Annotated in this window: 26 protein-coding genes; 9 read left to right on the forward strand and 17 right to left on the reverse strand. The window is 63.6% G+C overall.

Going from position 1 to position 24582, the window contains the following annotated elements:
- Positions 1–26: 26 nt before the first annotated feature.
- Entirely contained in the window at positions 27–1331 is a 1305-nt protein-coding gene (locus PSTAB_RS05510) for a homoserine dehydrogenase (RefSeq protein ID WP_013982055.1), read from the forward strand.
- Between the two features lie 70 nt (positions 1332–1401).
- Positions 1402–2811 carry a threonine synthase gene (gene thrC / locus PSTAB_RS05515; protein WP_013982056.1) on the forward strand — a complete coding sequence of 470 codons (1410 nt, stop codon included), beginning with the start codon at positions 1402–1404 and terminating at the stop codon, positions 2809–2811.
- 100 nt (positions 2812–2911) lie between these two features.
- Here the strand turns inward: thrC and rnt are convergent, their stop codons facing one another.
- Positions 2912–3586, reverse strand: coding sequence for a ribonuclease T (gene rnt, locus PSTAB_RS05520; RefSeq protein WP_013982057.1), 675 nt, complete (start codon positions 3584–3586; stop codon positions 2912–2914).
- Positions 3583–4626: a dihydroorotase gene (gene pyrC, locus PSTAB_RS05525; RefSeq protein ID WP_013982058.1), complete on the reverse strand. Its 1044-nt coding sequence runs from the start codon at positions 4624–4626 to the stop codon at positions 3583–3585. Before pyrC ends, rnt begins: the two co-directional genes overlap by 4 nt.
- Before the next feature lie 163 nt (positions 4627–4789).
- Here pyrC and PSTAB_RS05530 point away from each other — a divergent pair, with 163 nt between their 5' ends.
- The 3 genes from PSTAB_RS05530 (at position 4790) to gloA (ending at position 7473) form a co-directional block, all read left to right on the forward strand.
- Positions 4790–5683 (forward strand): OmpA family protein, encoded by an 894-nt coding sequence (locus PSTAB_RS05530; RefSeq protein WP_013982059.1) that lies wholly within the window; start codon positions 4790–4792, stop codon positions 5681–5683.
- Between the two features lie 84 nt (positions 5684–5767).
- Positions 5768–6985 (forward strand): argininosuccinate synthase, encoded by a 1218-nt coding sequence (locus PSTAB_RS05535; protein ID WP_011912385.1) that lies wholly within the window; start codon positions 5768–5770, stop codon positions 6983–6985.
- A gap of 95 nt (positions 6986–7080) precedes the next feature.
- A complete protein-coding gene (gene gloA, locus PSTAB_RS05540; RefSeq protein WP_013982060.1) occupies positions 7081–7473 on the forward strand; it encodes a lactoylglutathione lyase in 393 nt (130 codons plus the stop codon).
- A gap of 40 nt (positions 7474–7513) precedes the next feature.
- Here the strand turns inward: gloA and PSTAB_RS05545 are convergent, their stop codons facing one another.
- The 8 genes from PSTAB_RS05545 to rsxA form a co-directional block, all read right to left on the reverse strand.
- Positions 7514–7693: a PA3496 family putative envelope integrity protein gene (locus PSTAB_RS05545; protein WP_013982061.1), complete on the reverse strand. Its 180-nt coding sequence runs from the start codon at positions 7691–7693 to the stop codon at positions 7514–7516.
- A gap of 108 nt (positions 7694–7801) precedes the next feature.
- Positions 7802–8440: an endonuclease III gene (nth, locus tag PSTAB_RS05550; protein ID WP_013982062.1), complete on the reverse strand. Its 639-nt coding sequence runs from the start codon at positions 8438–8440 to the stop codon at positions 7802–7804.
- Positions 8441–8450: 10 nt separating this feature from the next.
- Entirely contained in the window at positions 8451–9164 is a 714-nt protein-coding gene (locus PSTAB_RS05555; RefSeq protein WP_013982063.1) for an electron transport complex subunit E, read from the reverse strand.
- On the reverse strand, positions 9161–9934 hold the full coding sequence (gene rsxG / locus PSTAB_RS05560; RefSeq protein WP_017244340.1) for an electron transport complex subunit RsxG: 774 nt from the start codon (positions 9932–9934) through the stop codon (positions 9161–9163). The genes PSTAB_RS05555 and rsxG overlap by 4 nt, the downstream gene beginning before the upstream one ends.
- Position 9935: 1 nt before the next feature.
- Positions 9936–10964: an RnfABCDGE type electron transport complex subunit D gene (locus PSTAB_RS05565; protein ID WP_013982065.1), complete on the reverse strand. Its 1029-nt coding sequence runs from the start codon at positions 10962–10964 to the stop codon at positions 9936–9938.
- Between the two features lie 107 nt (positions 10965–11071).
- Positions 11072–13360: an electron transport complex subunit RsxC gene (gene rsxC, locus PSTAB_RS05570; RefSeq protein ID WP_013982066.1), complete on the reverse strand. Its 2289-nt coding sequence runs from the start codon at positions 13358–13360 to the stop codon at positions 11072–11074.
- Positions 13357–13932, reverse strand: a complete 576-nt coding sequence (rsxB, locus tag PSTAB_RS05575) for an electron transport complex subunit RsxB (RefSeq protein WP_011912393.1) — start codon at positions 13930–13932, stop codon at positions 13357–13359. The genes rsxC and rsxB overlap by 4 nt, the downstream gene beginning before the upstream one ends.
- Positions 13929–14513: an electron transport complex subunit RsxA gene (gene rsxA, locus PSTAB_RS05580; protein ID WP_011912394.1), complete on the reverse strand. Its 585-nt coding sequence runs from the start codon at positions 14511–14513 to the stop codon at positions 13929–13931. The genes rsxB and rsxA overlap by 4 nt, the downstream gene beginning before the upstream one ends.
- 232 nt (positions 14514–14745) lie before the next feature.
- Here rsxA and PSTAB_RS05585 point away from each other — a divergent pair, with 232 nt between their 5' ends.
- Positions 14746–15168 carry a hypothetical protein gene (locus PSTAB_RS05585; RefSeq protein WP_013982067.1) on the forward strand — a complete coding sequence of 141 codons (423 nt, stop codon included), beginning with the start codon at positions 14746–14748 and terminating at the stop codon, positions 15166–15168.
- Positions 15169–15175: 7 nt separating this feature from the next.
- On the opposite strand, the gene PSTAB_RS05590 is transcribed toward PSTAB_RS05585, so the two are convergent.
- The 3 genes from PSTAB_RS05590 to PSTAB_RS05600 form a co-directional block, all read right to left on the reverse strand.
- Positions 15176–16282, reverse strand: a complete 1107-nt coding sequence (locus tag PSTAB_RS05590) for an enoyl-CoA hydratase/isomerase family protein (protein WP_013982068.1) — start codon at positions 16280–16282, stop codon at positions 15176–15178.
- A gap of 33 nt (positions 16283–16315) precedes the next feature.
- On the reverse strand, positions 16316–17134 hold the full coding sequence (locus PSTAB_RS05595; RefSeq protein ID WP_013982069.1) for an enoyl-CoA hydratase: 819 nt from the start codon (positions 17132–17134) through the stop codon (positions 16316–16318).
- 156 nt (positions 17135–17290) lie between these two features.
- A complete protein-coding gene (locus PSTAB_RS05600) occupies positions 17291–18535 on the reverse strand; it encodes an ABC transporter substrate-binding protein (RefSeq protein WP_013982070.1) in 1245 nt (414 codons plus the stop codon).
- Positions 18536–18786: 251 nt separating this feature from the next.
- Here PSTAB_RS05600 and ung point away from each other — a divergent pair, with 251 nt between their 5' ends.
- Complete coding sequence (ung, locus tag PSTAB_RS05605) at positions 18787–19482, forward strand: uracil-DNA glycosylase (RefSeq protein WP_013982071.1); 696 nt, start codon at positions 18787–18789, stop codon at positions 19480–19482.
- A 36-nt stretch (positions 19483–19518) separates the two neighbouring features.
- Here the strand turns inward: ung and PSTAB_RS05610 are convergent, their stop codons facing one another.
- From PSTAB_RS05610 to ygfZ, 3 genes are all read right to left on the reverse strand, one after another.
- Complete coding sequence (locus PSTAB_RS05610; protein ID WP_011912399.1) at positions 19519–20034, reverse strand: DUF4142 domain-containing protein; 516 nt, start codon at positions 20032–20034, stop codon at positions 19519–19521.
- A gap of 142 nt (positions 20035–20176) precedes the next feature.
- Positions 20177–21013 (reverse strand): HDOD domain-containing protein, encoded by an 837-nt coding sequence (locus PSTAB_RS05615; protein WP_013982072.1) that lies wholly within the window; start codon positions 21011–21013, stop codon positions 20177–20179.
- 107 nt (positions 21014–21120) lie between these two features.
- Positions 21121–22068, reverse strand: a complete 948-nt coding sequence (gene ygfZ, locus PSTAB_RS05620; RefSeq protein WP_013982073.1) for a CAF17-like 4Fe-4S cluster assembly/insertion protein YgfZ — start codon at positions 22066–22068, stop codon at positions 21121–21123.
- Between the two features lie 146 nt (positions 22069–22214).
- Between ygfZ and PSTAB_RS05625 the strand changes: the two genes are divergently transcribed.
- Positions 22215–22469, forward strand: coding sequence for an FAD assembly factor SdhE (locus PSTAB_RS05625; protein ID WP_011912402.1), 255 nt, complete (start codon positions 22215–22217; stop codon positions 22467–22469).
- Positions 22453–22908 carry a protein YgfX gene (locus PSTAB_RS05630; protein ID WP_013982074.1) on the forward strand — a complete coding sequence of 152 codons (456 nt, stop codon included), beginning with the start codon at positions 22453–22455 and terminating at the stop codon, positions 22906–22908. Before PSTAB_RS05625 ends, PSTAB_RS05630 begins: the two co-directional genes overlap by 17 nt.
- Here the strand turns inward: PSTAB_RS05630 and nadB are convergent.
- Positions 22877–24493, reverse strand: a complete 1617-nt coding sequence (nadB, locus tag PSTAB_RS05635) for an L-aspartate oxidase (RefSeq protein WP_013982075.1) — start codon at positions 24491–24493, stop codon at positions 22877–22879. The genes PSTAB_RS05630 and nadB overlap by 32 nt on opposite strands.
- Positions 24494–24582 lie beyond the last annotated feature (89 nt).

A 24582-nucleotide genomic window follows, 5' to 3' on the forward strand; every position in this document is an offset into this window, starting at 1 on the left:
GTTTCGCTGTGAATGGGGAGTTCAGCTTGAAACCGGTGAAAGTTGGCATCTGTGGGCTGGGAACCGTCGGTGGCGGTACCTTCAATGTGCTCAAACGCAACGCCGAGGAGATTGCCCGCCGTGCCGGGCGTGGAATCGAGGTTGCGCAGATTGCCACTCGTCACCCTAATTCCAAGTGCGACACCGGTTCGACCCCTATCACCGCCGACATCTTCGATATCGTGAACAACCCGGAAATCGACATCGTTGTCGAGCTGATCGGCGGCTACACGGTAGCCAAGGAACTGGTGCTCAAGGCCATCGAGAATGGCAAGCATGTGGTCACTGCGAACAAGGCACTGATCGCTGTGCACGGCAACGAGATCTTCGCCAAGGCGCGCGAAAAGGGCGTCATCGTCGCGTTCGAGGCTTCGGTGGCTGGCGGTATCCCGGTGATCAAGGCGATTCGCGAAGGCCTTGCCGGCAACCGCATCAACTGGCTGGCGGGCATCATCAACGGCACCGGCAATTTCATTCTCACCGAGATGCGAGAGAAGGGCCGCACCTTCGAGGACGTGCTCAAGGAAGCCCAGGAGCTCGGCTATGCCGAGGCCGATCCGACGTTCGACGTGGAAGGCATCGACGCTGCCCACAAACTCACCATCCTGGCATCCATCGCCTTCGGCATTCCGCTGCAGTTCGACAAGGCCTATACCGAGGGCATTGCACGCCTGACCACCGCCGATGTGAACTACGCCGAGGCCCTGGGCTATCGCATCAAGCACTTGGGCGTCGCTCGTCGCACTGAGGCAGGTATCGAGCTGCGCGTGCATCCCACGCTGATCCCGGCAGACCGCCTGATCGCCAATGTCAATGGCGTGATGAACGCCGTGATGGTCAATGGCGATGCCGTCGGCAGTACTCTCTACTATGGCGCCGGAGCCGGTATGGAGCCGACTGCCTCGGCCGTTGTTGCTGACGTCGTCGATGTCACTCGTGCGCTGACCACCGACCCGAACAATCGCGTGCCGCACCTGGCCTTCCAGCCGGACTCGCTTTCCGATCATCCGATCCTGCCGATCACCGCCTGCGAAAGCGCTTATTACCTGCGTATCCAGGCCAAGGATCATCCGGGCGTGCTGGCACAGGTGGCGACCATCCTTTCCGAGCGCGGCATCAATATCGAGTCGATCATGCAGAAGGAAGCCGAGGTCCAGGACGGCCTGGTTCCGGTGATCCTCGTGACCCATCGGGTCGTGGAGCAGCGCATTGACGACGCCATCGCTGCGCTCGAGCGGCTCGATGACGTGGTGGACAAGGTCGTACGCATCCGCGTCGAACAGCTGAATTAACAGGAGCCGAGCGAGCGCCGGGAGGCCCAGCGGCTTCAGGCGTCCAGGCCCAAATCGAAGGTTGAGAAAAATGCGCTACATCAGCACCCGCGGCCAGGCACCGGCCCTGAATTTCGAAGATGTGCTGCTGGCCGGTCTGGCCAGCGACGGCGGCCTCTACGTGCCGGAGAACCTGCCGCGCTTCACCGTAGAGGAAATCGCTTCCTGGGCCGGCCTGCCGTATCACGAACTGGCGTTCCGGGTCATGCGACCATTCGTTGCCGGCAGCATTCCGGATGCCGACTTCAAGAAAATCCTGGAAGAGACCTATGGCGTTTTCGCCCATGGCGCCATTGCCCCGCTGCGCCAGCTGAACGGCAACGAGTGGGTACTCGAGCTGTTCCACGGTCCGACCTTGGCCTTCAAGGATTTCGCCCTGCAGCTGCTCGGCCGTCTGCTCGACTACGTGCTGGCCAAGCGTGGCGAGCGCGTGGTGATCATGGGAGCCACCTCCGGTGACACCGGTTCGGCAGCCATCGAAGGCTGCCGCCGTTGCGAGAACGTCGATATCTTCATCTTGCACCCGCATCAGCGCGTGTCGGAAGTGCAGCGCCGGCAGATGACCACTATCCTCGGCGACAACATCCATAACATCGCCATCGAAGGCAATTTCGATGACTGCCAGGAGATGGTCAAGGCCAGCTTCGCCGACCAGGGGTTCCTCAAGGGCACCCGCCTGGTGGCAGTCAACTCGATCAACTGGGCGCGGATCATGGCCCAGATCGTCTACTACTTCCATGCCGCACTGCAGCTGGGCGGCCCGGCGCGTTCGGTCGCCTTCTCGGTCCCGACCGGCAATTTCGGTGACATCTTCGCCGGCTACCTGGCGCGCAACATGGGGCTGCCGATCAATCAGCTGATCGTTGCCACCAACCGCAACGACATCCTGCACCGTTTCATGTCCGGCAATCACTACGACAAGGACACGCTGCATCCCTCGCTGTCGCCGTCCATGGACATCATGGTGTCCTCCAACTTCGAACGCCTGCTGTTCGACCTGCACGGTCGCAACGGCAAGGCCGTAGCCGATCTGCTGGATGGCTTCCGCGCCAGCGGCAGACTTTCGGTGGAAGAGGATCGCTGGGCCGAAGCGCGTCGACTCTTCGATTCGCTGGCGGTGGACGACGAGCAGACTTGCGCGACCATCGCCCGGGTGTTCAAGGAGACCGGTGAGGTGCTCGATCCGCATACCGCCATCGGCGTGCACGCCGCTCGTGAATGCCGTCGTAGCCTGAGCATCCCGATGGTCACGCTGGGCACCGCGCATCCGGTGAAATTCCCGGATGCGGTGGAGAAGGCCGGTATCGGTCAGGCGCTGGCGCTGCCGGCGCACCTTGCCGACCTGTTCGAGCGCAGCGAGCGGTGCACGGTGTTGCCAAACGAGCTCAAGGCGGTGCAGGCCTTCGTCGGCCAGCACGGCAATCGCGGCAAGCCGCTCTAAGGGACGGTGATGTAAAAAAGGCCAGTCATGTGACTGGCCTTTTTCGTTCTAGAGTGGGGCGAGCGACAAACGTCGCCTCGCACATCGGCATCGGGCGGTGCTAGTCGTCGAACTCTTCCCAGCCGCCCATTTCCTTCCAGCGATTGACGATCCCGCAGAACAGCTCGGCGGTCTTCTCGGTGTCGTAGCGGGCCGAATGCGCCTCGCGACCGTCGAAATCGATGCCCGCGGCCTGGCAGGCCTTGGCCAGCACGGTCTGGCCGTAGGCGAGGCCGGCGAGGGTGGCGGTATCGAAGCTGGAAAAGGGGTGGAAGGGGTTGCGCTTGATCTCGCAGCGGGCAATGGCAGCGTTCAGGAAGCCCAGGTCGAAGCTGCTGTTATGCCCGACCAAAATGGCACGCTTGCAGCCGGCGGACTTCACCGCCTTGCGCACGCTGCGGAAGATGTCGGTCAGCGCCTGCTGTTCGGGTACCGCCATGCGCAACGGGTGATCGAGCTTGATGCCGGTGAACTCCAGCGCGGCCGGTTCGATATTGGCGCCGGCGAAGGGCTCGACCCGGTAGAACAGCGTGTCCTGCGGGTAAAGCAGGCCTTGTTCGTCCATACCGATGGTGACTGCGGCGATCTCCAACAGTGCATCGGTCGCGCAGTTGAATCCACCGCACTCGACATCGATCACCACCGGCAGGAAGCCGCGGAAGCGCCGCGCCATGGGCGAGCGGGGCTTGCCGGGCAGGTGCTCCTCGAGTTCGTCTTCGAAGTGTTCCTCGCTCATGCATTGCTCTCCAGGCGCCAGTGCAGGCGTTCGCCCGCGCGCAACGGGACCACGACCTGTTCGCCGAACGGCAGGCTGGCCGGGACGTTCCACTCCGTGCGCACCAGCGTGATCTCATCCGTATTGCGCGGCAGGCCATAGAAATCAGGACCGAAATGGCTGGCGAAGGGTTCCAGCTTGTCCAGCGCCTGGCGCTGCTCGAAGGCTTCGGCATACAGCTCGATGGCCGCGAACGCGGTGTAGCAGCCGGCGCAGCCGCAGGCGGCTTCCTTGGCATGCTGCGCATGGGGTGCCGAGTCGGTTCCGAGAAAGAACTTCGGGCTGCCGCTGGTGGCGGCGTCCAGCAGGGCTTCCTGGTGCAGGTTGCGCTTGAGCACCGGCAGACAGAACAGGTGCGGGCGGATTCCGCCCACCAGCATGTGGTTGCGGTTGTAGAGCAGATGGTGCGCGGTGATGGTGGCGCCGACGTTGGCTCCGGCCGCCTGCACGAACTGCACGGCATCACGCGTGGTGATGTGCTCGAAGACCACCTTCAGGGTCGGGAAGCGAGCGGTGACGCGGCTCAGCTGCTCGTCGATGAAGTACTTCTCGCGATCGAAAATGTCGATCTCGCTGCGGGTGACTTCGCCGTGCACCAGCAGCGGCAGACCGACTTCGGCCATGGTTTCCAGCACGCCGAAGATATTGTCGATGGCGGTGACGCCGGAGGCCGAGTTGGTGGTGGCGCCCGCCGGGTACAGCTTGGCTGCGTGGACGAAGCCGCTGGCCTTGGCGCGGCGGATGTCGTCCGGAGTTGTACTGTCGGTGAGGTAGAGCACCATCAGCGGTTCGAAGCGACTACCCGCGGGGCGGGCCGCGAGAATGCGCTGGCGATAGGCCTCTGCCTCGTCGGCATTGCGCACCGGCGGCACCAGGTTCGGCATGATGATGGCGCGGGCGAACTGGCGAGCCGCATCCGCGACGGTATGGGGCAGGGCGGCTCCGTCGCGCAGGTGGATGTGCCAGTCGTCGGGGCGCAGCAGGGTGAGTCGGTCGGACATGCGGGGCTTTCCAGGCGGGTGAAACGTGCGCGAATGCTACCGGAAAAGCCCGGGCGGGGCACCTTGCCTTCGTCTGCGGCGGTCGACCCTCACCGCCCAACGCTCAAGTTTGCTGACCGGGCACCGATACCTAGATGGAACCAGCATCCTCCCGGAGCCCACCGTGCGCCTGCGCCCCCTCGTACTGTTGTGCCTGCTCGCTTCACCGGCCAACGCCCTGACATTCCAGACTCGGCTGGAGCGGGTGCAGTGGCAGGTGGAGGGCGATCAGTTCGAGTGTCGGCTGATCCAGCCCATCGCCGGTTTTGGCAGCGGCCAGTTCGTGCGTCGGGCCGGCGAGCAGGCAATTTTCCGCCTGCATTCCCCGGAACGCTGGCTGAGTACCGGTTCGGCGACGCTGCTGGCCGCTGCCGCGCCGTGGCAGCCTTCACGCAGCGATATCAATCTGGGGGTTGTGTCGGTGGGCGGTGGCGATATCCCGTTCAACAGCACCCAGGCGCAGGCCGGACGGCTGCTCAGCGGGTTGCTCGAAGGTCGTAGCCCGGTGGTGCGCCATCGCACGCTGCATCGCGGCGATGCGCTGGAGATCCGCCTGCTGCCGGCGCGTTTCGCCAAGGCCTACGAAGACTACCGCGCCTGCACGGCGAAATTGCTGCCGGTCAACTTCGATCAGGTGCGCCAATCGCAGATCGGCTTCCCCAGCAGCGACGTAGCGCTCGATGCGCTGGGGCGTGCCAAGCTGGACATCATCCTGCAGTACCTGCGTGCCGATCCCAGCGTGAATCGTATCCAGCTGGACGGCCATTCCGACAACAGCGGCAATCGGCTGGTCAATCGTGACCTGTCGAGACGCCGGGCGCTGGCGGTGCAGGAGTACCTGATCGCCAATGGCGTGCCGGAGCAGCAGATCACCGTGCGCTTCCATGGCGAGCGCTATCCGCTGGTGGCCAACAGCAGCGAAGCCAGCCGGGCCAAGAACCGGCGAGTCACCCTGCGTCTGGAGCGCGAGGCAGCGGCCGCGGCGAACTCGACCGAAACAGCGGCGCCATCTTCCTGACCGCGCGACCGCCGCGCCCCTGTAAAAGCAGCCCCGCGACCGGTAGAATCGCAGGTTTTCCGTATAACCCGTGGAGCTGATGGCATGGCGGACGTTAAGAAGGTAGTTCTGGCCTATTCCGGTGGCCTGGACACCTCGGTGATTCTCAAGTGGCTGCAAGACACCTACAACTGCGAAGTGGTGACCTTCACCGCCGACCTCGGCCAGGGCGAGGAGGTCGAGCCGGCCCGCGCCAAGGCTCAAGCCCTGGGCGTCAAGGAAATCTACATCGATGACCTGCGCGAAGAGTTCGTCCGCGATTTCGTCTTCCCGATGTTCCGTGCCAACACCGTCTATGAAGGCGAGTATCTGCTGGGTACCTCCATCGCCCGTCCGTTGATCGCCAAGCGACTGATCGAGATCGCCAACGAGACCGGCGCCGATGCCATCTCCCACGGTGCGACCGGCAAGGGCAACGACCAGGTGCGTTTCGAGCTGGGCGCCTATGCACTCAAGCCCGGCGTAAAGGTAATCGCTCCGTGGCGCGAGTGGGACCTGCTGTCCCGCGAGAAGCTGATGGACTACGCCGAGAAGCACGCCATCCCGATCGAGCGCCACGGCAAGAAGAAGTCGCCGTACTCCATGGATGCCAACCTGCTGCACATCTCCTACGAGGGTGGCGTGCTGGAAGACACCTGGACCGAGCACGAAGAGGACATGTGGCGCTGGACCAAGTCCCCGGAAGCCGCGCCGGACACCCCGACCTACATCGAGCTGACCTACCGCAAGGGTGACATCGTCGCCATCGACGGCAAGGACATGACGCCAGCTCAGGTTCTGGCCGAGCTGAACCGTATCGGTGGCGAGAACGGCATCGGCCGCCTGGACATCGTCGAGAACCGCTATGTCGGCATGAAGTCCCGTGGCTGCTACGAGACCCCTGGCGGCACCATCATGCTCAAGGCCCACCGCGCCATCGAGTCGATCACCCTCGACCGCGAAGTGGCGCACCTCAAAGACGAGCTGATGCCCAAGTACGCCAGCCTGATCTACAACGGCTACTGGTGGAGCCCCGAGCGCAGCATGCTGCAGCAGATGATCGATGCCTCCCAGGTCAACGTGAACGGTGTGGTGCGCCTGAAGCTGTACAAGGGCAACGTCATCGTGGTCGGCCGCAAGTCGGACGATTCGCTGTTCGATGCCAACATCGCGACCTTCGAAGAAGACGGCGGCGCCTACAACCAGGCCGACGCTGGCGGCTTCATCAAGCTCAATGCGTTGCGCATGCGCATCGCCGCGGGCAAGGGCCGCACCCAGTTCTGATAAGCTGACGCGCCTGAGCCAACCGACCCCGGCCATGTGCCGGGGTTGTACTTTCTGCACTGCCACAAGCGCTGCCGAACGAGGAGACCTGAATCATGAGACTGCTGCATACCATGCTGCGTGTCGGCGATATGGAGAAGTCCATCGCCTTCTACACCGAAGTGCTGGGCATGACCCTGCTGCGCCGCAAGGATTATCCGGAAGGCAAATTCACCCTGGCCTTCGTCGGTTACGGCGACGAGGCGCACAACAGCGTGATCGAGCTGACCCACAACTGGGGCGTGGAAAAGTACGAGCTGGGCGACGGCTACGGACATATCGCCCTGGAAGTCGAAGATGTCTACAAAGCCTGCGAAGACATCCGCGCACGTGGCGGCAAGATCACCCGTGAGCCTGGGCCGATGAAGCATGGCTCCAGCATCCTGGCCTTCGTCGAGGACCCGGACGGCTACAAGATCGAGCTTCTATCGCCGACTCGGGCCGACTGAGCGGCAAGCATGAAAAAGCCCCTTTCGGGGCTTTTTCTTTTTACAGATCGAAGTCGAAGTCGTTCAACTCTTTCTGCAGACGTCGTTCCTCGAGCAGGTTGTCGATGATCCGGCGCTTGGTCAGATTGGTCTTGGCGACCTCGACAGGGGCTTCGCTGCTCTCGTCGTCATCTTCGGCGATGAAATCGTCTTCGATCTGGATATCTTCTTTCTCGGCCACTTGTTCACTCCAAGGCTACGGGGCGCTCTTGGCGCACCTTATAGCGGCAAATTCGGGGCCGGTAAAAAAGTTTTTTTCAATCACGGGGCGAGCTTTTCTGCTATCCGCTCAATCGTCAGATGTCTTGTGCTTGTACTCGCAGAGGTCTTCGATCCTGCAGCTGCCACACTGTGGTTTGCGCGCCTTGCAGACATAGCGACCATGCAGAATCAGCCAGTGATGCGCGTCCAGCAGATATTCCTTTGGCACGAAGCGGATCAGCTTGCGCTCGACCTCCAGCACGTTCTTGCCGGGCGCGATGCCGGTGCGGTTGCTGACCCGGAAGATATGCGTATCCACCGCCATGGTGAACTGGCGGAAGGCGGTGTTCAGTACCACGTTGGCGGTCTTGCGACCCACCCCTGGCAGCGCTTCCAGTGCCTCGCGGGTGTCCGGTACCTGGCTGCCATGCTGCTCGATCAGGATGCGGCAGGTTTCGATGACATTCTTCGCCTTGCTCGGGTACAGGCCGATGGTGCGGATGTACTCGCACAGGCCATCGTAGCCGAGGGCATAGATGGCTTCCGGGGTATTGGCCACCGGGAACAGCCTGGCGGTGGCCTTGTTCACGCCGACGTCGGTGGCCTGAGCCGAGAGGATCACCGCGATCAGCAGTTCGAAGGGTGTGCTGTAGGCCAGCTCGGTCTTCGGCTCCGGATTGTCTTCATGAAAGCGGCGAAAGATTTCCCGGCGTTTCTCGGCATTCATCGCGGTGCACTCACTCGATCACACCGGTCACCCGCACTCGGCGGCTGGCCGCAGGCGCGACTGGCTGCGCGGCGCTAGCGCGTTCGGCGAGGTGCTGGTCGATACGGTTCTTCAGGGCGATCAGCAGGCCGAGCACAATGAAGGCGCCAGGCGGCAGGATGGCCAGCAGAAAGCCCTTGTAGTCGCTGAACAGGGTGATCTGCCAGTCGCTGGCGACCGGCCCGAACAGCAGGTGCATGTTGGCGAACAGCGCGCCGGTGCCGAACAGCTCGCGCAGACCGCCCAGCACCACCAGCACCAGACAGAAGCCGATACCCATCACCAGGCCGTCGAAGCCGGCGATCAGCGGATTGTGCTTCGCAGCGAAGCCGTCGGCGCGGCCGAGGATCACGCAGTTAGTGGTGATCAGCGGGATGAAGATGCCGAGAATCTGGTACAGCTCATAGGTGAAGGCCTGCATCAGCAGCTCGATGCAGGTGGTCAGCGCGGCGATGATCATCACGAACGCCGGCAGGCGCACCGCGGTGTTGACCACGCCTCGCACCAGCGAGACACCGATATTCGAACAGGTCAGTACCAGCATGGTCGCCAGGCCAAGGCCGAGGGCGTTGACCGCCGAGTTGCTGACGCCGAGCAGCGGGCAGAGACCGAGCAGCTGCACCAGCGCCGGATTGTTCTTCCACAGGCCGTTGACGGTCAGTTCGCGGTAGCTGGGTGTGCTCATGGCTGATCCCCTTGCGGCTTGGCGGCCGGCTCGGTGGTGCGCAATTCGTCGCGCGTGGCGGCGCTGCCGGCCCGCGAATGCACGGTGGCTTCGTCTGGTTCGCTGCGACCTTCCAGGGCGTTCCCGGCCGCGTCGGCCGTCGCTCCTTCGGCTGCCAGTAGTTCGGCCTTGTGTGCATCGAAGTACTGCAAGGCACGATGCACTGCGCCGACCACCGCGCGTGGTGTGATGGTGGCGCCCGCGAACTGGTCGAACTCACCGCGATCCTTCTTCACCGCCCAGCCATCGGCCGCCGGGTTCGTTAGCGACTTGCCGTCGAAACTTCGAATCCAGGGGCTCTTTGCGAGCTCGATCTTGTCGCCCAGCCCGGGTGTTTCCCTGTGGCCGATGACTCGCACGCCAGCCACCCGGCCGTCGGCATGGATGCCCACCAGCAGATGAATGGCGCCGCTGTAGCCGTCCGGAGCGATGGCCTGGAGGATCACTGCGGAGGGGCGCCCATCCTTGATGGCGATATAGGCGGGCAACGGGCTTCGGTTGCCAAGCAGGCGATCCTGAACCAGCACGCTGTCATCGAGCAGATGGTTGTCATAGCTGCCAGTCGGGAGGATCTCGCCCAGCGCACGTACCTGGGCGGCGCGTTCAGCGGCCTGGATGCGCTCGGCAGTGCCCTGTTGCAGCAGAGTCACCGCGCCCACGGTGACGATGGCGAACAAGCCCAGCACCGTGGCGTTCTTCAGCATCGAACGGCTGATTTCCGGAACTATCATGTCATTCGCCCAGCTTGAAGCCGCGCTCGGCCTTGCGATGGCCGTATGTGCGCGGGCGGGTGTAGTAATCGATGGTGGGAGCGGCAAGGTTCATCAACAGCACGCCAAAGGCGACACCGTCCGGATAGCCGCCCCAGGCGCGGATGACGTATACCAGCACACCGACACCAGCACCGAAGATCAGGCGTCCACGTGGGCTGGTGGCGCTGCTGACGGGGTCGGTGACAATGAAGAAAGCGCCGAGCATGGTGGCGCCGCTGAGCAGATGGAACAGCGGCGAACCGTTGCTATCCGAACCCGAGCCGTTCCAGAACACCAGGCTCATCAGCATCAGCGCGCCGAGCATGCCGACTGGCGCGTGCCAGCTGAACAGCCGCTTATGCAGCAGGAACAGGCCGCCAGCGAGAAACGCCAGGTTCACCACTTCCGAGCCGATGCCGCCGAAGTGGCCGAAGGCCGGGTTGCGCCAGAGTTCGTCGATGGTCAGGCTCTTGTTCACCTTGAGCACATCCAGGGCGGTGGCCTGGGTCCAGCCGTCGGGAAGCGAAGCGATACCGAGGATATGCTGCAGACCGGCGCTCAGCCCGACACTGTGCGGCACCGGCCAGGTGGTCATCTCCACCGGGAAGGAGATAAGTACCACCACGTACCCGATCATCGCCGGGTTGAAGGGGTTCTGGCCCAGGCCGCCATACAGCTGCTTGCCGAACACCACAGCGCAGCCGGTGGCGATCAGCGTCAGCCACCAGGGCGAATAGGGCGGCAGCGCCAAGGCCAACAACACCGCGGTGACCAGCACGCTGCCGTCGCGCAGAAAGAAGCCCACCGGCCGCTGCCGCAGGTGGAGAATCGCCGCTTCGAAGGCAAGTGCGGCGAGCGATGCCCAGGCGAGGTTGATCAGCGTGCCGGCGCCGTAGAGCCAGGTCAGCACGACCACGCCGGGCAGGGTGGCCGCGAGCACCAGCAGCATGACTCGCTGGGTACGGTTGGCGCCCTTGGCGTGGGGCGAGGTGATGCGGGGCAGGGCCATTGGCTCTCCGGTGAAGGCGTTGTCTTGGGGCGTGGCCTGGGCCACTTCCTCGAATCTCTCTGACTTGTCGAGCGACTACACCAGCACACCGGTGCAGCGGTCATTTCTCACGATTGCTGATAGTCCGCCAGCTGCCGTTCGGCTTCGCTGAGTCGCAGGCGAGCGGCTTCCAGTGTCGTAGGCTCGGTCTGTTCATCTCGCTCCAGCTTGCGCAGATCGGCGCGGGCGAAGGCAACCTCGGTCTTCAGTTCACGCTGGCGCTCATCGATACCGGGCTTGCTGGTACGCACCAATTCCGGAGCGGGCTTGTGCGATGCGTCTTCGGCCGCATGCAGGGCTTGTTCGGCCGCCTGCAGCGCGTCGCGCAGGCGGCTGAGTTCCGCCTCTTGCGCGCCGGCCTTCTCGGCCTTCTTCAATTCGGCGCGCTTCATCGCCAATTCGATCTTGGCCTTTTTCAGCGCCTCGTCATCCGCTGGCTTGGCGGCGGGAGCGGGCGCGGCGCTCTGCGCGGCTGCCAAGGCCTGTTCGGCTTCGTGCAGCTGCTGACGCAGACGAGCGAGCTCGGCCTGCTGGTCGTCGTCCGGCGCTTCGAGCTTTTCCAGCTTGCGGATCTGCGCCTTGAGCATGGCGGCTTCGATCTTGGCCTTTTTCAGCGCCTCGTCGTCCGCTGGGCTGACGGTAGGTGCTGCGCTGGCATTCTCCTGCATGACGGCATCGAGTGCCTGCTGCGCCGCTTCGGCGGCTTTGCGCAGATCGGCGACCTGGGCTTGCAGTTCGGGCGTGTCGTGTGCGGCGAGCTGCTTTTCGGCCTTCTTCAGTGCGACCTGAGCCATGCTGGCTTCGATCTTCAGTTTCTTCTGGGTCTCCGAGAGCCCCGACTTGGGCGCTGCGCTCGGGGTCGCAGCGGTGGTATCAGAGACCACCTGCGCGCTTTCGCCCTGCGCCGCCTTGGCGCGTGCGGCGCGCTCGGCGCGGGCCTTGCGCTCGGCTTCCTTCTGTTCCTCGGCACGGCGCAGACGCTCCTGGCGCAGTTCGAAGCGCTGCTTGGAATGCTCGGCCTTCTGCTGCTTCTGCTCCAGCTCGCGGATCTCGGCCTTGGCGGCGCGGTAGTACTGCACCAGCGGGATGCTCGACGGGCAGACGTAGGCGCAGGCACCACACTCGATGCAGTCGAACAGATGGTGGGCCTTGAGTTGCTCATGCTCCTGGCCCAGTGCAAAGAAATGCAACTGCTGCGGCAGCAGGCTCACCGGACAGGCCTCGGCGCACTCGCCGCAGCGGATGCAGGGCAGCGCTGGTGGCGGCGGAGGCAGCTCCTCGAGCGTGCTGGCGAGCAAGCAGTTGGTGGTCTTGATCACCGGCACGTCGAGGGACGGCAGGGTAAAGCCCATCATCGGCCCCCCCATGATCAGACGGTTGAGCCTGTTCTGCTCGAGTCCGGCGAACGCCAGCAGTTCTCCGGCCGGTGTACCGATCAGCGCCTCGACGTTCATCGGGCGTGCCAATGCTTCGCCGGTGAGGGTGGTGATTCGCGAGATCAGCGGCTTGCCGAGCAGCACGGCGTCATGGATGGCAACGCAGGTGCCAACGTTCTGGCAGAGCATGCCGATGTCCGCCGGCAGGCCACCGCTGGGCACCTCTTCACCCGTGAGGATCTGGATCAGCTGCTTCTCGCCGCCGGAGGGGTACTTGGTCGGAAAGACCTTGAGCACGAAGGGGCGCTCCCCGATGGCGGCGCGCACCGCGGCGATGGCCTCGGGTTTGTTGTCCTCGATGCCGATCAGCACGTCCTGCGGTTGGATCAGGTGCGCGAGGATTTCGATACCCGCCACCAGTTCGGCGGCTTTCTCGCGCATCAGCAGATCGTCGGCGGTGATGTACGGCTCGCACTCGGTACCGTTGATGATCAGCGTGCGGATGCGCTGTGTCGGTGGCGGGGTCAGCTTGACTGCCGTCGGAAAGCCTGCACCGCCGAGGCCGCTGATACCAGCCTGACGAATCAGCTCGAGCAGCGCCGGACGCTCCAGCGCACGATAATCGAGGTGGGGCTCGAGCTCGATCCAGCGGTCCTCGCCATCGCTATCGATGACGATCGCATTGGCGAGCATGCCTGAAACGTGTGGGTAGGGCTGCGGGCCGATGAAGCTGACCACGCCGGATGTCGGCGCATGGAGCGCGGCGCTGACGAAGCCGCTGGCGACGGCGATCTGCTGGCCCTTGAGCACGTGCTCGCCGAGCGCCACACAGGGTTCGGCGGGCGCGCCAAGGTGCTGCGCCAGCGGCAGAATCAGGCGCTTGGGCAGTGGCGCCGGCTGGATCGGGGTGCGGTTGGACAGCTCCTTGTGCTCCGGCGGATGGATGCCGCCGTGGATGTCCCATACCTTTAGTGAGGTCATGCCGCCTGCTCCCGGTCAGTCGCGATCAGCTGGCCGGGCGCCAGCGGCCGGTTCCACTTCCAGCTCTGCAGGTTGCTGCCGACCTCGATCATGTCGATGCAATCCACCGGGCAGGGCTCGACGCAGAGGTCGCAGCCGGTGCACTCGGAGATGATGACGGTGTGCATCTGCCGTGCGGCGCCGACGATGGCGTCCACCGGGCAGGCCTGGATGCACTTGGTGCAACCGATGCATTCGGCTTCGCGGATATAGGCGACCATCTGCGGTTTCTCGCCGCCTTCGGCATCCAGCGGTTCCGGCTCGACATCGAGCAGGTCGGCCAGCGCCTGGATGGTCGCTTCGCCGCCCGGCGGGCACTTGTTGATTTTGTCGCCGCCGGCGATGGCCTCGGCGTAGGGCTTGCAGCCCGGGTAGCCGCATTGGCCGCACTGGGTCTGCGGCAGCAAGGCATTGATCTGCTCGGCGATGGGGTCGCCCTCGACGCGAAAGCGCACGGCGGCGAAACCGAGGATGGCACCGCCAAGCAGGCACAGGGCGAGCAGTGCAAGCACTGCGATGAGAACCGCACTCATAGCTTGATCAGTCCGGTGAAGCCCATGAAGGCCAGCGACATGAGGCCGGCGGTGATCATGCCGATCGCCGCGCCCTGGAACGATCTGGGCACATCGGCAATGGCGATGCGCTCACGCATGGCGGCGAACAGCACCAGCACCAGGGAAAAGCCCAGTCCCGCGGCGAAGCCATTCACGGTGGCGGTTAGGAAGGTGAACTCGGCCTTGTTGGCGTTGAGCAGGGCCACGCCTAGGACGATGCAGTTGGTGGTGATCAGCGGCAGGAAGATACCGAGCACGCGATAGAGCAGCGGGCTGGTCTTGTTTACCACCATCTCGGTGAACTGAACGGTTACGGCGATCACCAGAATGAAGCTGATGGTGCGCAGGAATTCCAGGTCCAGCGGCTTGAGCACGTACTGTTGAACGAGATAGCTGCACATCGCTGCCAGGGTCAACACGAAGGTGGTCGCCAGCGACAGGCCGATGGCCGTCTCGATCTTCTTCGACACGCCCATGAACGGGCACAGACCGAGGAACTGCACCAGCACGAAATTGTTGACCAGAATGGCGCTAACCATGATCAGGGCGAGTTCGGTCATCTAGGGTCTGTTCCCGTTCCGTCGCGCTCTGCGAGAGCCGTGGGGCTAAAGGGCCGCTATTATCGGGAAGCGGCGGCGGGCATACAAGCTGCGGCAGCCGGTCGCGCTGATCCGGCGACATCCGGAGCAGTCCAAGGGCAGGACATGACTGCCGGTTGTCCGCCGTTTCAGCAGCTGGCCGCTGGTTGTGGTCTGATGAGCTGAAGCCCGCGACACCATCGGAGGTGTTCTCATGAGCATTCGATCGCTGTTGGTCCTGCTGTGCCTCGGCCTTGGGACGAGCCTGCAGGCACAGGCGGATCGGCGAGGCGGCGTCTGGGTGTTCCAGGCCGAAAGCCCCCGCTATTACAACCAGGGTTACAGTGCGGGTTACGGCCAGGGGTACAGCCGTGGCTATCGGCACGAAAGCCGTCCGCATCAGTACGATCCGCGCAGCCCCTATTCGCACTATCCGCAGTACCCGCGCAACCTGCCGCCGCGCTATCAGAGCCAGCTGCCACCGCAGTATTACGACCGTCATCGCGGCTTCGAGCGCCGCGACCACTGGCGTCAGGAGCATCGCCATCAGCGGCCACACGTCATTCGTGATGGCCGCGACTATCGGCTGCGGCCGCACTACGAGCGGGACGGGCGCTACCAGCAGTATCGGCGCTGAGTGTGCTTCAGGGCAGATCCAGGAGCGGGTGCGCACCGCTCCATGTCGGCTCGAAGTGGGCGTCGACCGCTGCCTGCGGCACCTGGTGGACGTCTGGCCAGCGCCAGTGCGGTTGCCGGTCCTTGTCGATCAGGCGCGCCCGAACGCCTTCGGCGAACTCGGGGTGACGGCAGCAGTTGAGGCTGAGTGCATATTCCATTTGCAGCGCCTGGCTCAGCGACAGTTTCCGGGCACGCCGCTGTTGCTGCCAGACAATATGAGCACTAAGGGGGCAGCCCGTGCTGAGAGCATGGGCGGATTCGGCGAGCAGCTCGTCGGGGTCGCTCTGGAGGGCGGTCAATGCCTGCCACGCATGGGGTAGTTCAGCCACGTCCAGCAGCTCGTCGATCCGTGTGCGCCGTGGCAGCAAACGGGCATCCGGCAGCCGCTCGGCGGCCTGTCGGCCGAGTGCTCGCAGCAGGCTGTGCAGCTGGCTGTCGGCCTGCTCTTGCCAATTGATCTGCACCAGGCCGTCCAGCAGCTCGGTCTGCTGATCTTCGCGCAGACAGCGATCGGCGAGGTCGAGGTCCAGCGCATCGCGCGCGTTGATCTGTGTACCGGTGAGGGCGACAAACAGGCCCAGCCGGCCGGGCAGGCGTGGCAGGAACCAGCTGGCGCCGACATCCGTGTGCAGGCCGATGGAAACCTCCGGCATCGCCAGGCGGCTGTCCGGTGTGACGATGCGAAAGGTGCCGGCCTGTAGCAGGCCCATGCCGCCGCCCATGACATAGCCATGGCCCCAACAGATCAGCGGCTTGGGGTAGTCATGCATTCGATGGATCAGACGGTACTCGTCGGCGAAGAAGCGTTCGGCGAGCGACGGTATCGTGCCGGGCTCGGATCGGCATGCCTCCGCCAGCTTGCGCACATCGCCACCGGCGCAGAAGGCTTTCGGGCCGTTGCCACGCAGCAGTACACAGACCACGGCGGGGTCGGTTGCCCAGCGATGGAACTGGTCGAGCAGGGCTTCGATCATCGGCAGACTCAGCGCGTTGAGTTGCCGTGGGGCGTCCAGAGTGGCGATGGCGATCCGCGTTCCGTGCAGCGCCGGGCGATCTTCGAACGTGACCTTCATGGGGATCCTCGTCGCCTGCGGGGTTGCCGTGGATTATCGGTTGCGCCAGCGTGGGTCGCGCTTTTCCAGGAAGGCATTGACTCCCTCAAGCGTGTCCTCGGCTTCGAACAGCTCGACGAAGGCTTCCCGCTCGGCGGCGGCGAAGGTGTCCGGGATGCGTTGGCGTGCGCCATTGATCAGGGGCTTGATCGCGCGTACGGCCACCGGACTCTGCCGAGCGACACGGGAGGCGAGCAGCAGGGCGTGGCCGCGTGACTGCCCTTGCTCCACCACCTGTTCCACCAGACCGATGCGCAGTGCGGTGTCCGCAGTGATGCGCTCGCCGCAGAGAATCATGCGTTTGGCCCAGCCTTCGCCCACCAGCCAGGCCAATGCCTGGGTGCCACCGGCACAGGGCAGCAGTCCGACCGAGGCTTCCGGAAGCCCCATCTGCGCTTGCTGTTCGGCGATCCGCAGGTCGCAAGCCAGCGCGCATTCCAGGCCTCCGCCGAGGGCGAAACCGTTGATCGCGGCAATCGACACGCCGCGGAAGTCGCGTAGCGCTTCGAATGCCTCGCCGAAGCGCCGGGCCATTTCGCGGGCCCGGTTGCGATCCCCGTCGGCAAACAGTTTGAGATCCGCCCCCGCGCTGAAGAACTTCTCACCCTGGCCGCAGATCACCAGTGCGTAGATGTCGTCATCATGGTTGAGATGGTCGATGACCTGCTTGAGTCCGATCAGCGACTCGCGGTCCCAGGTATTGGCGGGCGGATGGTTGATGGTGATGAGCGCGGTGTGGCCGTGCTTTTCCACGGTCAGCTTGTGGGTCAGGTCGAAGACGCCAGCCTGGTAGGGCTCTACGGCAGTGCTCATGGTCGAATCCTCGTGGCGGTTCTGGGCTCCGCTGACAGGCGACGGAGTACGTCGCACCTCTTCAGAGTCCTTCAGTGCAGCGAGGTTGCAGCGTTCCGGGCGGTCACGAAACCGGCACGGTGCGCCTGGGCGGGGCCAGTGCGCACCGTGGTTCTCTCACTGTAGCCTAGCTGGCTGGCCGGCCGCGCGGCGCTCTTCCTGCCATTCGGCCAGCGTAGGCGCCGCCTGTTCGCCGGACAGGCGATGGACGATCTCGAAGTAGTCCTGCTTGAAGCGATCCTTGAGTACTTCCTCACGGGGCTTCACGCGCACGGCGTAGACCGTCTGGACGTTCTGATGATCGAACGCTCGCCACTGCTGTTGGCCCTTGAGCAGGCTGTAGCTGTGGTTTTCCAGGGCTGCGATGACCGGCTCACTGGCGATGGTCCTGGCGCGGCTGACCGCATCCGCCCATTGGTAGACGATGCTGTAGGCCGATGCGGCCGAGCTGGAGGGGTGCGTCTGGTAGCGCTCGCCGAAGTTGCGCACGAAGGCCTTGCCGCGCTCGGAGCCTTCCAGCTCGGGCACTCGCCAGGTCCAGGGCTCGGTGCCGAGCACGCCGCGCATGATGTCCGGGCCGGCCAGTTCGACCATGGACAAGGTCAGGTTGGGGACGGCAATCTGCATCTTCTTGTTCAGGCCGAGTTCGTCGGCGATGCGCATGGCGCGCACCATGTCCTCGCCGAACAGTACCAGCACCAGAACCTCGGCGCCGCTGTTGGCAGCCTTCTCGAGCGCGGCGCGGTAGTCCGACAGGCGTGCGCCTGGGAAGGCGGTGCGCACACCCTGGTGCTTGCTGGTATCGACGGTGCCGGTGGCCTGGCGCAGCGAGCTCTCGCTGGTGTGGCCCCAGGTGTAGTCGGAGGTGATGTAGAAGTAGGTCTTGCCCGGCATGTTCTCGTTCAGGTATTGCCCCAGCACCCGTGCACTCATCCAGGCGTTGTTGCACTCGCGGAACATGTAGCGGTGCCCATCCTTGCCGGTGGTATCGTTGGAGTAGGTCAGCGTGCCGAAATAGAGGAGGCCCCGCTCCTTGGCGCGCTTGCTGGCGGCAATTGCCACCGCGCTGGATACGCCTCCGAACAGCATCGCAACGCCTTCATCAGCCATCTTGTCGACGTTGGCGATGGCCTTGTCCGGGCGCGAGGCAGTGTTCCGGCTGATCAACTGCAGCGGGCGACCCAACACGCCGCCGGCCTGGTTGATCTCGTCGATGGCCAGCAGCGCACCGCGCATCTGCGCCAGGCCTTCTTCCTTGTAGCTTCCGGTACGGGGATAGTTGAGACCAAGCGTGATGGGGTCGGCTGCCTGAGCCGCAAGACAGAACCCCAGCCCTAGTGCCAGAAGGGTAATCCGGTTCATAGCATGTTCCTTGTTATCGCTTTTGTTATTGGTTTATTGGCAGTGGGCTTTTTTACCTTGCGGCTGGGGCTTGCGTCACTCTTTATGTGAGGCTCGAAAGCCATGCCTGCGTCAGTACGTGAGCCAGGCGCGATTATGACTAAAGGAGGGGGGCTGATATTGCGGCAACGCAACGATTGAGCGGTTTTGTCGTTGACAACCCCCCCCGAGCTTTCTTAGGGTTCGGCGGCTTGGCCAACCGGAAATCGACCATGACTCAAGACGATCGCATCAGGCTCGAGGCAGGCTGGAAGGATGCGCTGCGCGAGGAGTTCGACAAGCCCTACATGGTCGAACTCGGTGCCTTTCTCAGGCGCGAGAAAGCCGCTGGCAAGACGATCTATCCACCGGGGCCGATGATCTTCAACGCGCTCAATTCGACGCCGCTCGAGCAGGTCAAGGTGGTCATCCTGGGTCAGGATCCCTATCACGGGCCGGGGCAGGCGCATGGCCTGTGCTTTTCCGTGCAGCCCGGAGTGGCGCCGCCGCCGTCACTGCAGAACATCTTCAAGGAACTCAAGCGCGACCTGAATCTGGACATTCCGCAGCATGGCTACCTGCAGCGCTGGGCAGAACAGGGAGTGCTAATGCTCAACACCTCGCTCACGGTGGAGCGGGGTTTGGCGGGATCGCATGCCAAGGCGGGGTGGCAGCAGTTCACTGATCGCATCATCGAGGTAGTCGGCGAACGGCGACCGCACCTGGTGTTCATGCTTTGGGGAGCGCACGCTCAGTCGAAGGCGAAGCTGATCGATGCGACTCGGCATCTGATGTTGAAATCCGTGCATCCGTCGCCGCTATCGGCGCACCGCGGCTTCATCGGCAACGGTCACTTCAGTCGCGCCAATCAGTTCCTTCGGCAGCAGGGCATGCAGCCTATCGATTGGCAGCTTCCGGCGCAGGTGTGACCCGATGCCTGCACGGCGGGCACCGGGTCTGACGGGTCAGTTGCGCTCGCCGTGCTTGGCCTGCAGCTCCTTGGCGTGCGTCAGGTGTTCTTCCAGTTTGGGCAGCGTCTGCTGAGCGAACTGTTTCAGATCGGCGTTCTCGCCGCTCTCTACATAGTCCCGATACAGCTCGATGGTTTGCTCGTGGGCGACGACCTGGTTGTTGGCGTAGGCCTTGTCGAAATTCTCGCCGTCGCGCAGTTTCAGGATCATGGCCTTGGCCTTGTCCATGAGCGTGGCCTCGTCCGACATTTCGAGATCTTTCTGCTGCGCCAGTTGTGCGAGCTGCTGATTGGCTTTGGTGTGGTCGTCGATCATCTTCTGGGCAAACTGCTTCACATCCTCCGATGTGCCTTTTTCCAGCGCCATCTTGGCTGTCTCGATTTCCGCGATGCCTTTGGCAGAGGCTTCATCGACGAAGTTGTCGCCTTCCGCAGCCAGAGCCATGTTGGCTGCCAGCCCGACGAGCAAGGCGAAAGCGCCTGAGAAGATTGTCTTGGTTGTTTTGTTCATTGCCGTTCTCCTACGTCACCTGGCTCATGCCCGCCGGCAGGCGGGGCACAAGGCGCGATGCGGCGAAATTGCCGTCCCTTTTTGTGACTAGGTGCCTAGGGGACGGTTCCTCGCTTTCAGGCGAACGGCGCGGTGAAGAGAGTTACTGCAGCATGGTCATTGCCGCATCCATGGCCGCGGACAGGTCCTCGTCTTCCTGCATCAGCTCGCTTGGGTCGAGCCCCAGCTTGGAAAACGCCGGGACGCTACTCCAGTCCAGCTGCGCATAGGGATGCTGCGTACCCATGTAGCTCTGCAGGGTGGCCACCTGCACGATGTCGACGTAATCGACCTTGTCCGAGTCGCGCTGGAAATTCGTGTACTGGCCGGCGACCGAGGCGATGGCATCCGGAAAATCCCAGGTGCGCAGAATTTTCTCACCGACGCTGGGATGGATCTTGTCGATCACATGGTTGAGGCTGAAGGAATCCGCCAGCAGCGCGCTGTGCTCTTCTGCGTAGGTCAGGATGGGCAGGATGCCGATCTGGTGGACAAGGCCGGCGAGCGTCGCCTGGTCTGGCATCAGGCGGGTGTAGTGGCGGCAGAGCACATGGCTGATCGCCGCGACCTCGGTGCTCTTGTTCCAGACTTCGCGCATCTTTCGGTCGACCACGTCGGTGGTGGCCTGGAACATCTGCTCCATCGCCAGGCCCGTGGCGAGGTTGCAGGTGTAGTTAATGCCCAGACGGCTGATGGCCATCTGCAGGTCGTCGATTTCTCGGCTGCTGCGCAGCAGCGGACTGTTGACCACCTTGATGATGCGCGCGGTAACGGCGGCATCGTTCCCGATCACCTTGCTCAGCGCGGGAATGCTGATGTTGGGGTCTTCGGCAGCCTCGCGCACGCGCAACGCCACTTCCGGCAGCGTAGGCAGGACCAGTTCATCGTTCTCGATCGCAAGGGTCAGCTCACGCTGGACTTTCTCGGCAAGGGTGCTCATGTCATTCCTTTATGTGTCGGTCAGTGTCGCTTGGGCGCTTCTGTCTGTCGGCTGGCATGCCGCTATGGTGCGCCTCTTTGGTGAATGCTTTCTGGCTCCGGTTCGCACTAGCGCTGGATTTCCTGGTCGGGATTCAGGCTGTAGGGCAGCTCGAGCAGGCTCAGCGGCAAGCCATCCGGCGAGCCGAGGTAGAGTCGGCCGTCAGCGGCAGCGTCTTCCTGCACCACGGCGAGCAATTCGATGCCATCGGCACTGGTCGCCGCCAGTACCACCTCGCCGACGCTGGAGTTATGGACAGGTGAGAACAGTTCCACACCCGGCGCCGGCAGCTCACCCGGTTCACCTTCGACGGCCAGGTGCTGCAGGCGTCGTTTGAGTTTGCCGAGATACTGCATGCGAGCCACGATTTCCTGGCCCGTATAACAGCCCTTCTTGAAGCTCACGCCGCCGAGTGCCTGCAGATTGATCATTTGCGGGATGAACAGCTCGCGCGTGCTGCCGAAGACCTGGCCAATCCCGGCGCGGACCTGATCGAGCAGCCAGCGGTTGACCGGCACCTCGCCAAGCTGCGCGCTCAGGCGGGTGCGAACCTGCTCGGCTTCTGCTTTCGGTGCCCAGAGTTCGGCCCGGCCATCGGGCAGTCGGATGGCGATCAGGCCATTGCCGCGCACGATGCTGTCCGCTGCCTGGGATAGATCCAGCCCCAGGCTGACCAGCGAGCCATCTCCGCCAGCGATGCCGAATCGGCACCAGTCAGCGCTTTCGTCGCTCAGGCGAGACTTGGAAAAAACCGCGTACTTGGCGAGGTCGGCCAGCTGCGGTTGCAGCAGTTCGCCGGCCATCGCCAGCAGGTACCCGTCACCCTCCGGCACGATGCGGAAACTCGACTGCATGCGGCCTTTGGGCGTGCAGCGTGCTCCCAGGCTGGAGGTGTGCGCATCGAGGTAGTTGAGATTGCAGGTCAGCTGACCCTGGAGGAACTTGCTGGCATCCGGGCCGCGTACGGCAAGGACGCCTTCATGCGACAGAACGCAGAAATAAGCTGTGTCGGTCATGATCAGTCGTCGTCAGAATCCGGGTGGGCATCATAGCAGGCTGGCGAAAACGGTTGCGTGGGGCGGGTTCGCCGCGGGGCGAAAAAAGCGGCTGATCAGCGCAACGCAGTCGTTATAATGCGCGCCTTCTCAAAAGGAGCCGATGTATGGCCGAGCAATCCGAACTCAATCGTCTGTTCTGGCAAAGCCGTCGCGGCATGCTGGAGCTGGATGTCCTGCTGGTGCCTTTCGTCAAGGAGGTGTATCCGGGCCTCGACGAAGAAGACCAGCGTCGTTATCGCAAGCTGCTCAGCTGCGAGGATCAGGACATGTTCGGCTGGTTCATGCAGCGCGAAGAGCCCGAGGACGAGGATCTGCGCCGCATGGTTCGCATGATCCTCGATCGTGTCCAGCCCAAGTAATCCGCCTTTCGAGTGCCACTGGCGGCCGTCCGGTCTGCTGCTGGCGTTCTATCAGGCCGTTCAGGCATGCGCGCTCACGGCCATTCTGCTGTCTGGCGCGCCGCCTGCGGTACGGCTGGTCTGCCTGCTGCTGTGTCTGACGCATGCCTGGTTCGCGCTGCCGCGCCACATCCTGTTGTCCGACCCGAATGCCTGGCGCGGTCTGCGTCATGATGGGCAAGGCTGGCATCTCTGGAGCGAGCGGCACGGCTGGCAGGCTGTTCAGTTACTGCCCGACAGCCTGGCGCTGCCGTTGGTGGTGGTGTTGCGCTTTCGTTTGCCTGGGCGACGCCTTGCCAGCAGTGTCTGCGTGCCTTGTGATGCACTGCCGCACGAGCAGCATCGCCGCCTGCGGCTGTGTCTGAAATTCAGTCGACGTAGGTGGGCGGCACCAGAATAGTGTCGATGGCTTCGGGAAGCAGGTTGGGGTAGTCGAGGGTGTAATGCAGGCCGCGGCTTTCCTTGCGCTCCATCGCCGAACGGATCATCAGGTCCGCCACCAGCGCCAGGTTGCGCAGCTCGAGCAGGTCGCGGCTGACCTTGTAGTTGCTATAGAACTCGTCGATCTCGCTCAGCAGCAGGCGCACGCGATGCTGGGCACGCATCAGGCGTTTGGTGGTGCGCACGATGCCGACGTAGTCCCACATGAAGCGCCGCAGCTCATCCCAGTTGTGCGCGATGATCACGTCTTCGTCGGAATCGGTGACCTGGCTGGCATCCCAGGCGGGCAGGGTCGCCGTGCTGGTGATCTGGGGCAGCTCGCGCACGATGTCCTGCGCCGCGGCGCGGCCGTAGACGAAGCACTCGAGCAGCGAGTTGCTGGCCATCCGATTGGCGCCATGCAGGCCGGTGAAACTGGTTTCGCCGATCGCGTAGAGCCCGGGAATGTCGGTGCGGCCGGCCTGATCCACGACCACGCCGCCGCAGGTGTAGTGCGCCGCCGGAACGACCGGGATCGGCTGGGTGGTGATGTCGATACCATATTCCAGGCACCGTTCGTAGACGGTGGGGAAGTGGCTTTTGACGAAGTCGGCGGGCTTGTGGCTGATGTCCAGATAGACGCAGTCGATACCTAGCCGTTTCATCTCGTGGTCGATTGCGCGCGCGACGATGTCGCGCGGAGCCAGTTCTTCGCGGGGGTCGAAGCGGGGCATGAAGCGCTCGCCATTGGGCAGCCTGAGCAGTGCGCCTTCGCCGCGCAGCGCTTCGGTAACCAGGAAGCTCTTGGCCTGTGGGTGATAGAGACAGGTGGGATGGAACTGGTTGAATTCCAGGTTGCCTACTCGGCAACCTGCGCGCCAGGCCATGGCGATGCCGTCGCCGCAAGCGCTGTCGGGGTTGCTGGTGTACAGGTAGACCTTCGCGGCACCGCCCGTGGCCAGCACGACGAAGCGAGACTGAAAGGTTTCGACCTCGCCCGTGTTGCGGTTGAGCACATAGGCACCCAGGCAACGCCTGCCCGGCAGGCCCAGCTTGTGCTCGGTAATCAGATCGACCGCGACACGCTGCTGCAGCAGTTCGATGTTGTCCTTCTGCCTGGCCTGGCCGAGCAGGGTGTTGAAGATGGCGGCACCAGTGGCGTCGGCGGCATGGATGATCCGCCGGTGACTATGGCCGCCTTCGCGAGTCAGGTGGAACTCGAATCCGCCATCCTCGCGGTCAGGGCCCTCGTCGCGTGTGAAGGGTACGCCCTGCTCGATCAGCCACTGGATCGCCTCGTTGCTGTGTTCGACGGTGAAGCGTACGGCGTCTTCACGGCACAGTCCGCCGCCAGCCACCAGCGTATCGGCGACATGGGATTCCACGGTGTCGGTGGTGTCCAGGACCGCAGCGACTCCGCCCTGAGCCCAATAGGTGGAGCCATTGGACAGGTCACCCTTGCTCAGTACCGCAATGCGCAGGTCGGACGGAAGATTGAGCGCGAGGGTAAGGCCGGCGGCACCGCTGCCGATGACCAGCACGTCGTATCGAAGAACCTGGTTCATGTCCATTTCCGCGGAAAAACGAACCCTAGTATATAGACGGGATGTAGCGCCAAAATAGATGACTGTGCAGTTGTCTTCTAACGAGCGGA

Origin of the sequence: Stutzerimonas stutzeri (assembly GCF_000219605.1) — a bacterium.
Classification (GTDB): Bacteria; Pseudomonadota; Gammaproteobacteria; order Pseudomonadales; family Pseudomonadaceae; genus Stutzerimonas; species Stutzerimonas stutzeri.

Bases quoted from the DNA above. Each gene is read 5' to 3' on its own strand.
- thrC (WP_013982056.1), top strand. From the start codon at position 1,402: ATGCGCTACATCAGCACCCGCGGCCAGGCACCGGCCCTGAATTTCGAA.
- rnt (WP_013982057.1), bottom strand. From the start codon at position 3,586: ATGAGCGAGGAACACTTCGAAGACGAACTCGAGGAGCACCTGCCCGGC.
- pyrC (WP_013982058.1), bottom strand. From the start codon at position 4,626: ATGTCCGACCGACTCACCCTGCTGCGCCCCGACGACTGGCACATCCAC.
- PSTAB_RS05535 (WP_011912385.1), top strand. From the start codon at position 5,768: ATGGCGGACGTTAAGAAGGTAGTTCTGGCCTATTCCGGTGGCCTGGAC.
- gloA (WP_013982060.1), top strand. From the start codon at position 7,081: ATGAGACTGCTGCATACCATGCTGCGTGTCGGCGATATGGAGAAGTCC.
- nth (WP_013982062.1), bottom strand. From the start codon at position 8,440: ATGAATGCCGAGAAACGCCGGGAAATCTTTCGCCGCTTTCATGAAGAC.
- PSTAB_RS05555 (WP_013982063.1), bottom strand. From the start codon at position 9,164: ATGAGCACACCCAGCTACCGCGAACTGACCGTCAACGGCCTGTGGAAG.
- rsxG (WP_017244340.1), bottom strand. From the start codon at position 9,934: ATGATAGTTCCGGAAATCAGCCGTTCGATGCTGAAGAACGCCACGGTG.
- PSTAB_RS05565 (WP_013982065.1), bottom strand. From the start codon at position 10,964: ATGGCCCTGCCCCGCATCACCTCGCCCCACGCCAAGGGCGCCAACCGT.
- rsxC (WP_013982066.1), bottom strand. From the start codon at position 13,360: ATGACCTCACTAAAGGTATGGGACATCCACGGCGGCATCCATCCGCCG.
- rsxB (WP_011912393.1), bottom strand. From the start codon at position 13,932: ATGAGTGCGGTTCTCATCGCAGTGCTTGCACTGCTCGCCCTGTGCCTG.
- rsxA (WP_011912394.1), bottom strand. From the start codon at position 14,513: ATGACCGAACTCGCCCTGATCATGGTTAGCGCCATTCTGGTCAACAAT.
- PSTAB_RS05585 (WP_013982067.1), top strand. From the start codon at position 14,746: ATGAGCATTCGATCGCTGTTGGTCCTGCTGTGCCTCGGCCTTGGGACG.
- PSTAB_RS05590 (WP_013982068.1), bottom strand. From the start codon at position 16,282: ATGAAGGTCACGTTCGAAGATCGCCCGGCGCTGCACGGAACGCGGATC.
- PSTAB_RS05595 (WP_013982069.1), bottom strand. From the start codon at position 17,134: ATGAGCACTGCCGTAGAGCCCTACCAGGCTGGCGTCTTCGACCTGACC.
- PSTAB_RS05600 (WP_013982070.1), bottom strand. From the start codon at position 18,535: ATGAACCGGATTACCCTTCTGGCACTAGGGCTGGGGTTCTGTCTTGCG.
- ung (WP_013982071.1), top strand. From the start codon at position 18,787: ATGACTCAAGACGATCGCATCAGGCTCGAGGCAGGCTGGAAGGATGCG.
- PSTAB_RS05610 (WP_011912399.1), bottom strand. From the start codon at position 20,034: ATGAACAAAACAACCAAGACAATCTTCTCAGGCGCTTTCGCCTTGCTC.
- PSTAB_RS05615 (WP_013982072.1), bottom strand. From the start codon at position 21,013: ATGAGCACCCTTGCCGAGAAAGTCCAGCGTGAGCTGACCCTTGCGATC.
- ygfZ (WP_013982073.1), bottom strand. From the start codon at position 22,068: ATGACCGACACAGCTTATTTCTGCGTTCTGTCGCATGAAGGCGTCCTT.
- PSTAB_RS05625 (WP_011912402.1), top strand. From the start codon at position 22,215: ATGGCCGAGCAATCCGAACTCAATCGTCTGTTCTGGCAAAGCCGTCGC.
- nadB (WP_013982075.1), bottom strand. From the start codon at position 24,493: ATGAACCAGGTTCTTCGATACGACGTGCTGGTCATCGGCAGCGGTGCC.